Raw genomic sequence first — 13,228 nt, forward strand, 5'->3', positions numbered from 1 at the left:
CCAAAAAAGAATCCGAAACCCGGCTGAAACCATCCCGACGGGGGTCGGGACAACAACAACCATCCAAAAAAACTAATGGCATCGTAAACATAATCGACACACTGTTGAGTTCTCAAGAAACAGACACACCAACGGACCCGTCACCGGAATCCCCAGGATGCTTGCCTCGGTAGTTCTTCACTTCTTTTTCTTGCGCTTGCCGTTTCCGGCTCCGCCAGCCTATCAGACTTTTTCGAAGCCATTTACCGGCGTTTTCGAAAGAGGCTGACCGACTCGGCCCGCCGACCGGGCGCGACGCCCGGCGACTCGCAGAAGATTAGGCAGCCGACCGCAGGCGCGTCAAATCGGGCCGGCAAGCACCTGCCCGGCTCGTGCGATCAGGCCGCTGAGCTGGAACATCACTGGCTGGGAGCACAGGACCTGCGAACCACCAGACGCGTCGCGACGGTACGAGGCACCGACACCTGGGCCAGTCGCTGCGTATCCGTCAGCGGCGTGTCCACCAAGGCGAGCAGCACCGCCACGGCCGCCGCACCCAACGCGATCGGATCCTGAGCAATCGTCGTCAGCGCAGGGCGGACGAGGCTCGCGGCCTCGATATCGTCGAAACCCACCACCGCCATGTCACCGGGAATGGCGATTCCCGCGTCTCCCAGCGCATGCATAGCGCCGACCGCCATCTCGTCACCGGCGACGAAGACCGCCGTCGGGCGATTCGGCAACGCAGCCAGACGCCGCGCGCACGCATATCCGCTGTCGAGAAAGAAGTCGCCATGCTCCACATACTCCGGCGGCGCCTTTATACCGAGTTCCCGGACCGCGTCCTCGAAACCGGCCAGGCGCTGCACCGCGGGCAGCAGATCCAACGGCCCGGTGATCGTGGCGATCTCCCGATGGCCCAGGCCGTGCAGGTAACGCACCGCCTGCGCCGCACCCGCGTAGTTGTCTGAAGTCACGTACGTCGCACGCGGCCCCGAAATCGGCAGGTCCAGGGCCACACACGGAAACCCCGAGCCGTACAGCGTGGTCATCGCCGGATGCTGTTCATCCACGCCCATCATGACGACACCGTCGAGCTGGTGCTGCGACGCGATGTCGAGATAGGCGCTTTCCCCGGAATGGTGATCGTCCACGTTGAGCAGCAGCATGTGCCGGCCCGAAGTGCTCAGCGCCCGCTTCACACCCACCAGCAGTGCCAGCAGGAACGGGTGCCGCCGGCCCGCCAGCTCGTACCCTGTGTCCCACAGCAGGCCGACCGTGTCCGACTTACCGCGTACCAACGCCCGCGCCGACTGACTCGGCCGGTAGCCCAGCCGGCGCGCAGCCTCCTGGATCTGTCGCCGCGTCGTGTCGCTGACCTCGGGATGGCCGTTGAGCGCGCGCGACACCGTCGCCACCGACACGCCGCACTCGCGGGCGAGCTCCCTGATCCCGGCCATTGGCGACTACCCCAGTTCTACTCCGGCGGCCCGTCCGTGCACCGCGTGCGCGCATCGCGTCGCGTGGCTGCCTGCGATGTCCTCCATCACACCACGACGAGACCGGCGTGAGCAGTATGTCTGCGCAGTCGACTGTCAACCGCCTGCCCGGAACCACTCATCACTCGGGACGCATGATCAGGCAACTGCTGGTGGCCGTCGCGTACACCTTTCCGTGCGCGTCGAAGATCCGGGCATCGGCCAGCGCCGTGCGGCGGCCCAGATGCACGACCGAGCCCTCCGCGGTGACCGTCCCGGTTTCGATCGAGACCGGCCGGAGGAACTTCACCGAGAGATCGAGGCTCGTGTAGAAGACGCCGGCCGGAAGCCTGGTGTGTACCGCGCAACCACAGACTGTGTCGAGCAATGCAGCAAACACCCCGCCATGTACCGAACCGAGCGGGTTGTAGTGGAACTCCTGCGGCGTGAGGCGGACCGAGACGCGCCCCTCCACGTAGGTGAAGCCGGAGAAGTCGAGCGTCTGCATGATCGGCGGCGCCGGCACGCGTCCGTCCGCCATCGCCGCGAAGAACTCCATGCCGCTGAGTCCGGCTCCGAAACCGGCGGTCTCCAGCGGATCGGCCCAGGTGAAGGAACGCTCGCGTACGCCCGATCCGTCCGGGGCCCGGCCTCGCGGCCCGACCGGCTCCGCGGACTGTGCGGCTCGCACGGCTTCGGTCATGGGGCGCCTCGCGTCTCACTCGTCAGCTGGATACCGCCACGCTAGGCCATCTGAGTTTTTTTCCGCAACTCAGACGTTAGGATCGGAGCGTGACCGCGACCTCAGACGACGTACCGATCAGCGCGCGCGCCTCAGTCGCGTCCGACCGGGGTGCGCCCGTTCCGCACGCGTACGACTTCAGCGCATTCGACAGCGAGACCTGCTCCATCGCCCGCACGCTGACCCTCATCGGTGATCGCTGGAGCCTGCTGATCCTGCGCGACCTGTCGAACGGCGTACGGCGCTTCGACGACCTGGTGGCGCACCTGGGCATCGCCCGTAACGTGCTCTCCCGCAGGCTGTGCGCGCTGGCCGAAGGCGGCCTCGTCACGCGCGCCGCATACCGCTTGAAGGGTGCGCGTGAGCGTCATGAGTATCGGCTCAGCCCCGCCGGACGCGACCTCATCCCGATCCTGCTCGCCATGATGGCGTGGGGGGACCGCTATCTGTCCGCCCCGGACGGACCACCTGCCGTCGCACGGCACCCGGATTGCGATGCCCGCGTGAGAGTGTCGCTCGTCTGTGAAGCAGGACACCAACTCGGGGACCGGCCGAGGCTGCGCGTGGAGCCCGGCCCGGGCAGCAGACTGCGTGAAAGGCGACCGCGATGACCGCCATGACCTGCGCGCACGACGACCAGCTGGTCAGACGATGGGTCGAACTCGCCGGCGAACCCGCCGCGCGCTTTGGCAGAGAGCTGATCAGCCGGTATCGCGAACCGCACCGGCGCTACCACACCGCCGAGCATCTGGCGCGGATGCTGGACTTCGTCGACTTTCTCGAGGCCGGGGCCGAATCATCCGGCCCGGTTCCGCGTACGCCGTCAATCGCCGTGCGCTACGCCGTATGGTTCCACGACGCCGTTTATCAGGTCGACGGCCCCGGAAGCAGCGGACCGGGCAACGAGGAGCGCAGCGCGCGACTCGCCGGGGAAGTGCTCCGAGCGATGGGTCTGCCCGGCGCTCTCGCCGTCGAAGTCAGCAGGCTGGTTCGGTGTACCGCCGAGCACCGCGTCCATACGACCGACCACGACGGCGCCGTGCTCTGTGATGCGGATCTGGCGATCCTGGGCAGCGGGGACCGGGCGTATCGCCGCTATGCGGAACAGATCCGGCAGGAGTACCGCGCCGTCCCGGAACCGCAGTTCCGCGCGGGCCGCGCCGCCGTGCTGCGCAGCCTGCTGGGCCGGATCGCGATCTACAACACCGCGCGCGCAAGGGCCCTGCTGGAGTCGAAAGCGCGGGTGAACATCGCCGCTGAACTCGAACGACTCACCACTCGCGCATAGAACCCGGCACGGCTACGAACGCAGCGAGCCGCCGCGGCGCTTCGGCCGCCGCAAGCCGGCCTCGGTCAGACGCTTGAGCAGTTCGCGACTCGTCACCGCCTCGGCCCCGGCCTCGATCGCCGCCTGGTACAAGCGCCGCGGCACGTCGTAGTGGTCGCGTTCGAAGCCTCGCGCCGGGATGTCGAGCCCGCGTGCGAAGGCGTGCAGTTCGTCAAAAGACGCATCGCTGACCAGGTGCGACCACATCCGGCCGTGGCCGGGCCAGTCCGGGGGGTCGATCAGCACGGTCACGCGCACGAGCGTACGTCACGCCTCGCGGTCCGTCTCCGACGCCGGCGCGCACCACGGGGTTCGGCGCGGCGAGCGGCAGGTCAACCGCCATACGACTCCCTTCCCGAACCGATCCCACCGCTGTTACGGTCCCGGGACGTGACAAGTTCAACGAGCGAGAGCGTTACGGGCCGCGGGCTCCAGGACCCGGTCATCCCGGGTTTCCATCCGGACCCGAGCGTCTGCCGCGTCGGGGCGGACTACTACCTGGCCTGCTCCAGCTTCGAGTACTTCCCGGGCGTGCCGCTGTTCCACAGCCGAGACCTGGCGTCCTGGAAGCAGATCGGCAACATCCTGGACCGGCCGGGGCAGCTGCCGCTGCTCGCCGCCGGTTCATCAGGGGGCGTATACGCACCGACGCTGCGGCACCACGCCGGTCGTTTCTGGATGGTCACGACGAACGTGTCCGCACAAGGCCACATGATCGTCAACGCCGTCGATCCGGTCGGCCCGTGGTCCGATCCGGTGCACGTCGAGGGGCTTCCCGGGATCGATCCCGACCTGGCCTGGGACGAGGAAGGCGTGTGCCGGCTCAGCTACACGACCGGTCCGGACGACGGGCGGCCCGGCGGCATCTGGCAGGCCGCGGTCGACCCGTACAACGGCAGGCTGCTCGAAGATCCGCGGTGGCTGTGGGCCGGCACCGCGATGGCCTACCCCGAGGCGCCGCATCTCTACCATATCAATGGCCTGTGGTACCTGCTGATCGCCGAGGGCGGGACCGAGCGCGGCCACTGTGTGTCCGTCGCCCGCGCCCCGCGGCCGTGGGGCCCGTTCGAGAGCTGCCCGGCCAACCCGATCTTCACCCACCGCAGCACCGACTCGCCGGTGCAGAGCACCGGCCACGCCGACCTGGTTCAGAGCCCTGACGGCGATTGGCACATGGTCTTCCTCGCCACGCGGCCGCGAGGCGGCACGCCCGGATTCCACGTGCTGGGCCGGGAGACTTTTTGCACGAGCGTGCAGTGGATCGACGGCTGGCCCGCACCCGCCGCGCTCGGCGTATCCGCCCTCTCACAGGACTCTGACACCGCCGCCCGGGTCGTCGTCCGAGACGACTTCGACGGTGATCGCCTGGCGCCTGAGTGGATCTCGGTGCGCCGCCCGGCCGAGTCGTTCGGCGGCCTGACGGCGGCCCCCGGTCGATTGAGCCTGAACGGCGACGGCAACACTCTCGACGACCCGCTGCCGGTGTTCGTCGGCAGGCGCCAGCAGCATCCGCACGCTAGCGTCAGGGCATTGATGGACGCGGCGCACGGCCGCGGCGGCCTGGCCGTCCGCATTGACGAACGGCACCATTACGAGATCGAAGCCGGCGACGGCCGGGTGCGCTGCACCGCGCGTGTCGGGCCGTTCACCAGTGAGTTCGGCGACGTACAGCTCGCCGCAGCCGAGGTGCTGCTGCGAATCGACACGGTACCGTCCGGCCTCGGCTTCACCAGTCCCTGTGCGCCTCCTGACACGATCAGGCTCGGCATCGAGCGCGGCGGCGAGTTCACCGTGCTCGGCGAGATCGACGGCCGGTACTTGTCCACGGAGGTCGCCGGCGGCTTCACCGGCCGCGTCATCGGTATGTTCGGCCACAAGGGCAGCGTCGCCTTCGACTGGTTCGAGTACCGCGACGCGGCTGACGACACGGCGCGCCGAGGGGCCGGGCAAGGGGCGTAACACGGTTTCACTCAGCGCAATGCGCCCATACCCGCGAGGTCACGGTTCGGCACCCACTTCATCAATGCTCTGAAATGGTAGGCGCTGCTTCCTAGGCTGCTGCTCGTCCATCGATCAGTTGAGGGGTGGTCGGCTCATGCCGAACAGGATGACAGCATCAGGGGTGGATCAAGGCCCGAAGTCGCGGTGGCGCGCTCTCGCGCTGTCGGTAACGCTCGCCTTCGGCGTCACGACGGCCTCGGCGGGTTGCGCCGCCGCCGGGCCGTCGACGGACCCGGCCGCGGCGCAGGTCACCGCGGCCAGTACGCCGGCAGCGCAGGCCATGCCGTCCGAATCGCCGCTCGCGGTAGACCTGACGAGCGCCCCGGCGACGAGCGCGGCGCCGACGAGCGCGGCAGCCAGGCCGGCCGCGCCGCAGACGCACGCACCGGCGCCCGCTCCGGCGCCGGTCCGGACGAGCGCGAAGCCGACGCAGTCGCTCTGCGGCGCCCCGCAGAACCCGTTCGGCTACAACTTCTGCGGGCGCGGCGGCTACATCTACTCACCGGCCGGCGGCGTGTGTGACTACTTCGACTGCATCAACAACTTCGGCAACGGCACCGGATACATGGTCGAGTGCAACGACGGTACCTATTCGATGTCCGGCGGAAAACGCGGGGTCTGTTCCTACCACGGCGGAAGATTGCGCCCGGTCTACGGAGGCTGACCGGTCCGCGCCGCGACGTCACCCGCTGAACCGCTACGTCGTCCCCGCGCTCGCGGGGGTAGTCCTGACGGCTGGGCAATGAGCGAGGACTGGAGGCCGACCGGGAACCGGCGGACAAGGCGCCGGCCCTGATCCAGCCCGGCGTGCTCGGAGCCGAAACGCCGGAAGAGTGCTCCCAATAGCCTCTCGGCACCAAATCCGGCACCAACCGGCCGGAATTTAAGAAGCTCAGAGGCCCGGAGACTGTGTCTCCGGGCCTCTGACCTGTGTGGGGTGTTCACGAGTGAGCCTGGTCTGCACGTTCCCGACTCCCTTCGTGATCTTTCCCAGCTCCGTGAAGATCGCTTCCCAGTTACCGAGGGATACTCACTAACGAGCCGCAGCCATCGTCGGAGGACTGGTCGACGCCGCAGCGCGGAGCTCAGCCGATGGTGATCACCCGTGCTCACTCGGTCGAGGCATTGGGCACGTACACCGGATCGTCCTCGTCCCACGTGCGGGTGACGCGGGCTCAGGCGAACAGCCTGACTACCGTTCAGCACGGCGGGCGCGCATCGGGCCGAGGTGTGTATCAATCAGTCCTGACTTGGGCCACGATGCGGTTTGGAGCGGATCGGTAGGGCGTTGACCTGGCGGTTTTCTGCTGGCGGGTGTTGAAGTTGCGCACTAACGATGGCCCGTAGAGTGGGCCGGTGCCGTATGTGCGGACTGTGAAGACCGCGTCGGGCGCGAGGGCGGTGCAGATTGTCCGGTCTTCGCGGCGCGGATCGCGGGACATCGAGCACCTCGGTTCGGCGCGCGACGAGGCCGAACTGGAGATGCTCAAGGCCGCGGCGCGCGAGCGGATGGCGCCCGGGCGGGGCGCATTTGACCTGCGTCTAGAGACCGCGGCGCCCGACGCGCCGTTGCCGATCACCTCCTCGCGGATGGGTCATCTGACCGACACGCTGGAGCACGGCTACCGGGTGCTCGGGTTCGAGGACGCAGCCGGCGGGGACGACGTGTTTAGGCAGCTGGTGCTGGCGCGGATCATCGAACCGACCAGCAAGCTGGACAGTCTGCGGGTCCTTGAGGATGCGGCCATCGCTGCCGCGTCCTACCGCACCCTCAAGCGCCGCCTGCCGCTGCACGCACAACGATCATGGCTGGAGCGGATCTCCGAGGCCTGCGCCGCGCACGCCGCGCTCGGCCCGGCCAGCCTGGCGCTGTACGATGTCAGCACCCTGTACTTCGAGACCGACACCGGGGACGACGGGTTCCGCGAATGCGGGTTCTCCAAGGAACGGCGCCCGGAACCGCAGATCACCCTCGGGCTGCTCACCGGGCGCGACGGGTTCCCACTGATGGTCGCCGCGCTCGAAGGCAACAAAGCCGAGACCAAGACCATGCTGCCGGTCATCGAGGCGTTCATGGCTGCCCACTATCTACCGGACGTCACGATCGTCGCGGACGCCGGAATGGTCAGCGAGGCGAATCAGAAGGCGATCGAGGCCGCCGGGCTCTCGTTCATCCTGGGCATGAACATCCCGGAGGTGCCCTACCAGGTCGCGCAGTGGCGGCGCGAGCACCCGGGCGAGGCGCTCCCCCACGGGCACATCCTCACCCAGCCCTGGCCCGCCGCTTCCAGCGCGAACCTCCGTGACCAGGTCATCTACTACCAGTACAAGGCCGACCGGTCGAGGCGCACCCTGCGCGGCATCGACGAGCAGGTCGCCAAGGCCGCCGCAGCGGTGGCCGGCCTGACCCCGGTCAAACACAACCGGTTCATCAAGCTCGACGGCACTGCCAAGAACGTCAACCGGGAACTGGAGGGCAAGGCCCGGGCCCTGGCGGGCTTGAAGGGCTACATCACCAACCTGCAGACCTGCCCCGACGGCACCGCGGTCACCGCCGACTTCGTCATCGGCGCCTACCACCAGCTCTGGAATATAGAGAAGAGTTTCCGGATGGCCAAGAGCGACCTACGGGCCAGGCCGATCTACCACCGCGCCCGTGACTCCATCGAAGCGCACCTGACCATCGTGTTCGCCGCGCTGGCCGTCAGCTGGTGGATCGAGGCGCGCACCGGCTGGTCGATCAAAAACAGCGCCGGTCGTGCCGGTCGCTACCGACACGGTCGGCGCTGGCACGCCATCAGCTGAAAGCACCGCGATGGCGGAGGATCGATCAGTGCCGTGTGACGCAGTGATCCGCACGCCCCGCAACGTGGCCATGATCTGCTGGTCCATTGCGTCATCGACGGCGCTCGCCTTCGTCGCGGCGGACGACGGCGCGATAAGCACCGCGCTGCGAATCGCGCCGCCGTGCGCAGTGCACCGCTGGGCGGCCGATGGGCTGCCGAAGTACACGGCATGCACGTAGAACCGCACGCATCTGCTCGCGTCGGCGGCCAAGTCGACCAGATGCCACTCGGCGGGCACCGTGAACGTGTGGCCGAGGTAGGAGACGGACCGGGCTACCGCGGAAACCTCCACCGGCGCAGACAGTCCTCGTCCGCCGCGCGACGACTGCCGCGAACCGGCTGGTTCACCAGCCGACGAGACCGTCAGCGGCAGAGTGAGACTGACGGAGGGCTGCCCACCTCGCGCGACCGCGCTCTCAGAGGCAGCCAACGCAACCGCAGCTGGCAGCACCCGACCATCGGCACTCGTGTCGCGTCGTACCGCGCCGACCGCCAGCACGGCTCCCGCGGTCGCGAGCACGGACACGCCCACAAGAAGCGACCCAGATCGGGATCGTATGGAGCAATTGTCAAAACCTGTGGTTCGTGATGTTGATAATCTCCTGACGAAGATCGGGATTGGTGAACAGGGCGGACGCGGTGTTAGTGGAGGGGGCGTCGGCGAGCTTGGTGTAGGTGCCGCCTGCTTCTTCGATGATGGGGACGAGCGCTGCGATATCCCAGGGGCCCGCCCCGAGCAGGAGGAACGCGTCGAGCTGCCCGGTGGCAACCAGCAGCGCGCCGTGGCATGTTCCGGTGCCGGTGGAGGGTTTGCGGATCGGGCTGGTTGAGCGCGTGGCGTCGGTCCAGTGCGCCTGCGGCTGGGTGCGTCGGGCGGTGGCGGCGAGGCGGGCGGCGATGGCCAGGTTGGACGGGCTCAAGCGCGGGGGCGGTGGCCAGATGCCACCGGCTGCCTCGCCGAGTCTGCTCGCGCCGGCGATGGTCACTCGCTGGGCAGGTGCGGCCGCGGGTTCTGTGGCATGTGTCCCGCGCCAGTTCCTCGTGCCGCCCACCATCGGCGGCGCAGGGCCGGTGCGGTGGCCAGTCCCAGAGCGACGGTGCCGGCTTCTTCCAGGGCGATCAGGGTGCTCCATTCGGGCTCGCCAGCCAGGAAGCTGGCGGTGCCGTCGAGGGCTTCGATGATCCAGCGACGTTGTCCGTGTCCGAGGGAGCCGAATTCCTCGCCGAGGACACTGTCGCCGGGACGCTCGTGCTGGATAGCGGTGCGCAGGGCGCACTCGATCTGTTCGTCGGCGATGCTGACGGGGCTGCCGTCGCTTTTGGCGTGCCACGCGGTGCCAGCGGTACTGAAGTGCCGCAGCGCGATGGTGTCGGCGACGTCGGCCAAGTAGTGGGCGAACGCGAGGTCGGGGCTGGTGCCGGTCATGCCGCGACCGCCCGGGGCCGTTCGACCAGCACGCCGCGCTCGAAGCGCGCTCCAGCGCGCACGAGGGCGACGAGATGGGGTGCGTTCACCGCGCGCCAGCGCTCTTGGGCCGATTCGATCAGCTTGAACGTCATCGCCAATGCCGCAGCGCGGGAGCCGGCGCCGCGGGTGACCTTGGTGCGCAGCCGGACGGTGGAGAACGTCGACTCAATCGGGTTCGTACCAGGTATGAAAGTCGTGGGTGCCGCCGTCCGTGTCCTGGTGACCGGGCTTCGGCCTGGTTGTACGGTGCGACCGTCAGGACAAGGGGCGCCCGGGGAATCAGCATGGGCAGGCCGATCTTGTACCGTGGGCCGTGAGCCCGTCTTAGTAGATGGCCGCCCCTGCGACTTGCCTGGCTGCGTCGTGAGCGCGATTCCGTAGGTGTCGTTTCGCCCAGCTGATCCCTGCATCGGATTCATCTCCGTATGTGGAGGTTGATGATGGGACGGTTCATCGGGCTGGATATCCACCGCGACTTCGCACAGGTCGCGGTCATCGAGGGTGGATTCGTCACGGACTGGGGCCGGGTGGCGTGCCGGCCCGAGTCCCTGCGGGAGTTCGCCGCGGGGCTGCGCCCGCACGACCAGGTGGCGCTGGAGGCTACCGGCAACGCGACGGCGGTCGCGGTGCTGCTCGAGCCGCACGTGGCGAAAGTGGTGATCTCCAACCCGGTCAAGACCCGGCGATCGCCGAGGCGAAGGTGAAGACCGACAAGGTCGACGCGCGTATCCTCACGCAGCTGCTGGCCGCCGACTTCCTGCCGGGCACCTGGCTGCCCGACGAGCGGACCAGGATGCTGCGGCGCCTGTCCGCGCACCGGGCGCAGCTGGTGCGCGGCTGTATCCAGGTGAAAAACCAGGTCCAAGCGGTTCTGCACCGCAATATGCTGCCACGCCCACCGGTCACGGACCTCTTCGGCACCCGCGGCCGGGCCTGGCTGGCGCATCAGGGGCTGCCGGCCGACGAACGTGAGACCGTCACCGCGCTGCTGCGCCAGCTCGACTTCTACGGCGCCGAGCTCGCCCGGTGGAGCGGCGCCTGGCCGCCGAGGCGCTCGACGACCCGGTTGTGCGGCGGTTGATGACCATCCCCGGGGTGGACGCGATGACCGCCGTCACCGTGCTGGCCGCGGTCGGCGACTTTAGCCGCTTCTCCAGCTCGGACAAGCTGGTGTCCTACTTGGGCCTGAACCCGACCGTGCGCCAGTCCGGCGGAGCGCCGGCCCACCACGGGCGCATCGCCAAGGCCGGGGGCGGCAAGGCCCGCGGGATGCTGGTGCAGGCCGCGTTCGCCGCGCTGCGCTCCCCGGGACCGCTACGGGCCCTGCACCAGCGCATCAGCGCCCGGCGTGGCATGCAGGTCGCGATCGTCGCGGTCGCCCGGAAGATCGCGGTCATCGCCTGGCACCTGGTGACCAAACAACAGGACTACGCCTTCGCCCGCCCCAGCCTGGTGGCCTTCAAGCGGCGCAAACTCGAGCTGACCGCCGGTGCCGAACGCCGGATCGCGCAGCGCGGGCCGGGGTACGACTACAACAACAAAGACCTGCGACGCCACGAACGCGAAATCGCCGAACAGGCCGAACGCACCTACGCCGTGCTGGCCGCCCACTGGCAACCGCAGCGTCCGACCGGCAAACCACGCCTGCCCGCCATCCCCGGCACCGCAACCAAGGCCGTGACCAGCACCACTTGACGATTACATCCGTGGTGCGCAGATGGATCCAGTGCTCCGCCGGGTAGTCGTAAAACGCGAGCAGATCCTCCAGTCGCCGGTGACCTTCCACGGCCCTGGGGGAACTTCGCGCCGTACGCCTTGGCGAACGACGTGATGGCGCTCTTGGCATGGTCGACGTCCTCGGCACCCCAGATCTCGGCGATGGCCGCCTTCGCCGCCGGGTGCGCGGACTTCGGGAGCGCGTCCAGAATGTTCGTAGTCTTATGAACCCAGCACCGCTGTTCGCGCGTGGAGGGGAAGACCTCGCGCAGCGCGTTCCAGAATCCGAGCGCGCCGTCACCGACTGCGAGCACCGGGTCGCGCATGCCGCGCCGGGCGCAGTCACGCAGCAGATTCGCCCACGACTCACCCGATTCCCGGTATCCGCTGTCGAGGGCTATCAGCTCCCTGCGTCCATAGGCACGGACCCTGAGCAGGACCAGCACGCACGCCTTCGCCTCGTCCAAGCGCACCTTCAGGTGCACCCCGTCGGCTCACACATACACGTAGTCGCAGCCAGAGCGGACACGGCGCTGAAAATCGTCGTGATCGGCCTGCCACTGCGCAGTCAGCCGCGAAACGGTGGCAGACGAGAGCCCGGCGGCCGAGCCGAGGAACTGCTCCAGGGCAGGAACGAAGTCACCGGTCGAGAGCCCGTGCAGGTACAGCAGCGGCAGCACCTCGGCGATCTTCGGGGCGTTACGCGCCCAGGATCGCCGACGAGAACCGCTTGCGCTCACCGGTATCCGGCTCGACGCGCTTATCGTTGACCCGCGGCGCCTTGACCGCAACCGGCCCCGCAGCAGTGGCCACGGCGCGCTCGGCGTGGTAGCCGTTGCGCACCACCAGTCGACGGCCGTGTTCATCGCGCTGGTCGGCGAGCTGCGCGAGATACGCATCGACCTCGGCCTCCAACGCCGCGGCCAGCATTCGCCGCGCGCCCTCGCGCACGATCTCATCGATCAATGCGCCATTCGGCGTTATCCCGTCGGCGCCCACCACGGTAAGCACGGGCGTGCCCTCCCGACGTTGGCGCGTCGGCCTACTCGGTGACCTCTGACTTGATCAGTCGGGAGGGTACGCCTTCACCGAGCCGATCCACAGGTTCCAAGCATTGCTCGATCGTATGTGCACCCGTATTCCCCACCCTCAACGCGTCCAAGCACTTCCGGAACGCGCAGATCGTAGCAGCGCGGCTCGTTCAGGCCGCGCGCCGCCCGCCATTCAGAGCACACAGGCAAGCCGCGCGCTCTCGAGCGCTAGAAATCGACGCTAAACGTACATCACGGCTTTCTTGGCTTCCAATGCCGTAACTGGTCAGGTGGTCAGGTGAGTGCGGGCAGCCAGGGGCGGCGCCCGGCCAGCATGGCGAGTGCGTCGATGAATCGGATGCCGTGCTTGTGCGCGGTGGCGAGGTAGGAGCGCAGGTCGCAGAAGTCTTGTGCTCCGGCAAGGGTCCGCATCGAGCCGGAGACCTTCTGCCGTAACTTCAGCATCCTGATCTCGCGGTCGGGTAGCCGGGGCGCATTGCTGGGCCCCGGCCCCACTGCCCTAAAGTTAAGGCCGGTCAGTCCGCTTTGGGTAGATTCGACTCGGCGATCGTGATCGTGTAGTGGACTTTCTGGGTATGGCCGTTCCTGCGTTCGGCCGCGGTGCGTGGGCTGGTTCGGC

Annotated in this window: 11 protein-coding genes and 4 pseudogenes; 7 read left to right on the forward strand and 8 right to left on the reverse strand. The window is 68.2% G+C overall.

Translation table 11 applies throughout. The annotated features are described in order from the left end of the window. Window positions 1-398 precede the first annotated feature (398 nt). Complete coding sequence (locus tag KGA66_RS25025; RefSeq protein WP_211471304.1) at window positions 399-1,439, reverse strand: LacI family DNA-binding transcriptional regulator; 1,041 nt, start codon at window positions 1,437-1,439, stop codon at window positions 399-401. A gap of 160 nt (window positions 1,440-1,599) precedes the next feature. After that, complete coding sequence (locus KGA66_RS25030) at window positions 1,600-2,160, reverse strand: PaaI family thioesterase (RefSeq protein ID WP_211471306.1); 561 nt, start codon at window positions 2,158-2,160, stop codon at window positions 1,600-1,602. Window positions 2,161-2,249: 89 nt separating this feature from the next. Between KGA66_RS25030 and KGA66_RS25035 the strand changes: the two genes are divergently transcribed. Then, the gene (locus KGA66_RS25035) at window positions 2,250-2,810 is read left to right on the forward strand and encodes a winged helix-turn-helix transcriptional regulator (RefSeq protein WP_211471308.1); all 561 of its coding nucleotides are present in this window, start codon (window positions 2,250-2,252) and stop codon (window positions 2,808-2,810) included. Next, window positions 2,807-3,487: an HD domain-containing protein gene (locus KGA66_RS25040; protein WP_246508637.1), complete on the forward strand. Its 681-nt coding sequence runs from the start codon at window positions 2,807-2,809 to the stop codon at window positions 3,485-3,487. Before KGA66_RS25035 ends, KGA66_RS25040 begins: the two co-directional genes overlap by 4 nt. A 12-nt stretch (window positions 3,488-3,499) precedes the next feature. Here the strand turns inward: KGA66_RS25040 and KGA66_RS25045 are convergent, their stop codons facing one another. Beyond that, window positions 3,500-3,778, reverse strand: a complete 279-nt coding sequence (locus KGA66_RS25045; protein ID WP_312887064.1) for a DUF4031 domain-containing protein — start codon at window positions 3,776-3,778, stop codon at window positions 3,500-3,502. A 138-nt stretch (window positions 3,779-3,916) separates the two neighbouring features. Here KGA66_RS25045 and KGA66_RS25050 point away from each other — a divergent pair, with 138 nt between their 5' ends. From KGA66_RS25050 to KGA66_RS25065, 4 genes and pseudogenes are all read left to right on the forward strand, one after another. Beyond that, the gene (locus KGA66_RS25050) at window positions 3,917-5,485 is read left to right on the forward strand and encodes a glycoside hydrolase family 43 protein (protein ID WP_211471310.1); all 1,569 of its coding nucleotides are present in this window, start codon (window positions 3,917-3,919) and stop codon (window positions 5,483-5,485) included. 136 nt (window positions 5,486-5,621) lie between these two features. Continuing rightward, complete coding sequence (locus KGA66_RS25055) at window positions 5,622-6,191, forward strand: DUF3761 domain-containing protein (RefSeq protein WP_211471312.1); 570 nt, start codon at window positions 5,622-5,624, stop codon at window positions 6,189-6,191. A gap of 692 nt (window positions 6,192-6,883) precedes the next feature. Continuing rightward, a pseudogene (locus KGA66_RS25060) lies at window positions 6,884-8,269 on the forward strand (IS1634 family transposase); the annotation flags it as partial. Between the two features lie 91 nt (window positions 8,270-8,360). After that, on the forward strand, window positions 8,361-8,552 hold the full coding sequence (locus KGA66_RS25065; RefSeq protein WP_211471315.1) for a hypothetical protein: 192 nt from the start codon (window positions 8,361-8,363) through the stop codon (window positions 8,550-8,552). Between the two features lie 390 nt (window positions 8,553-8,942). On the opposite strand, the gene KGA66_RS31220 is transcribed toward KGA66_RS25065, so the two are convergent. From KGA66_RS31220 to KGA66_RS25080, 3 genes and pseudogenes are all read right to left on the reverse strand, one after another. After that, window positions 8,943-9,359: an inositol monophosphatase family protein gene (locus tag KGA66_RS31220; RefSeq protein ID WP_211471317.1), complete on the reverse strand. Its 417-nt coding sequence runs from the start codon at window positions 9,357-9,359 to the stop codon at window positions 8,943-8,945. Next, window positions 9,356-9,799, reverse strand: coding sequence for an inositol monophosphatase family protein (locus KGA66_RS31225; RefSeq protein ID WP_211471319.1), 444 nt, complete (start codon window positions 9,797-9,799; stop codon window positions 9,356-9,358). The genes KGA66_RS31220 and KGA66_RS31225 overlap by 4 nt, the downstream gene beginning before the upstream one ends. Further along, window positions 9,796-10,020, reverse strand: a pseudogene (locus KGA66_RS25080) (IS256 family transposase); the annotation flags it as partial. The gene KGA66_RS31225 and the pseudogene KGA66_RS25080, both read right to left, overlap by 4 nt. Before the next feature lie 279 nt (window positions 10,021-10,299). On the opposite strand from KGA66_RS25080, the pseudogene KGA66_RS25085 reads away from it, so the two are divergent. Next, window positions 10,300-11,536: pseudogene (locus KGA66_RS25085) on the forward strand (IS110 family RNA-guided transposase). Between the two features lies 1 nt (window position 11,537). On the opposite strand, the pseudogene KGA66_RS30540 reads toward KGA66_RS25085, so the two are convergent. Together KGA66_RS30540 and KGA66_RS25105 are read right to left on the reverse strand one after the other, a co-directional pair. Next, window positions 11,538-12,568, reverse strand: a pseudogene (locus tag KGA66_RS30540) (IS256 family transposase); the annotation flags it as partial. Between the two features lie 314 nt (window positions 12,569-12,882). Further along, window positions 12,883-13,053 carry a hypothetical protein gene (locus KGA66_RS25105; protein ID WP_211471325.1) on the reverse strand — a complete coding sequence of 57 codons (171 nt, stop codon included), beginning with the start codon at window positions 13,051-13,053 and terminating at the stop codon, window positions 12,883-12,885. Window positions 13,054-13,228: the final 175 nt, after the last annotated feature.

It is taken from the genome of Actinocrinis puniceicyclus (assembly GCF_018283645.1).
Classification (GTDB): domain Bacteria; phylum Actinomycetota; class Actinomycetes; order Streptomycetales; family Catenulisporaceae; genus Actinocrinis; species Actinocrinis puniceicyclus.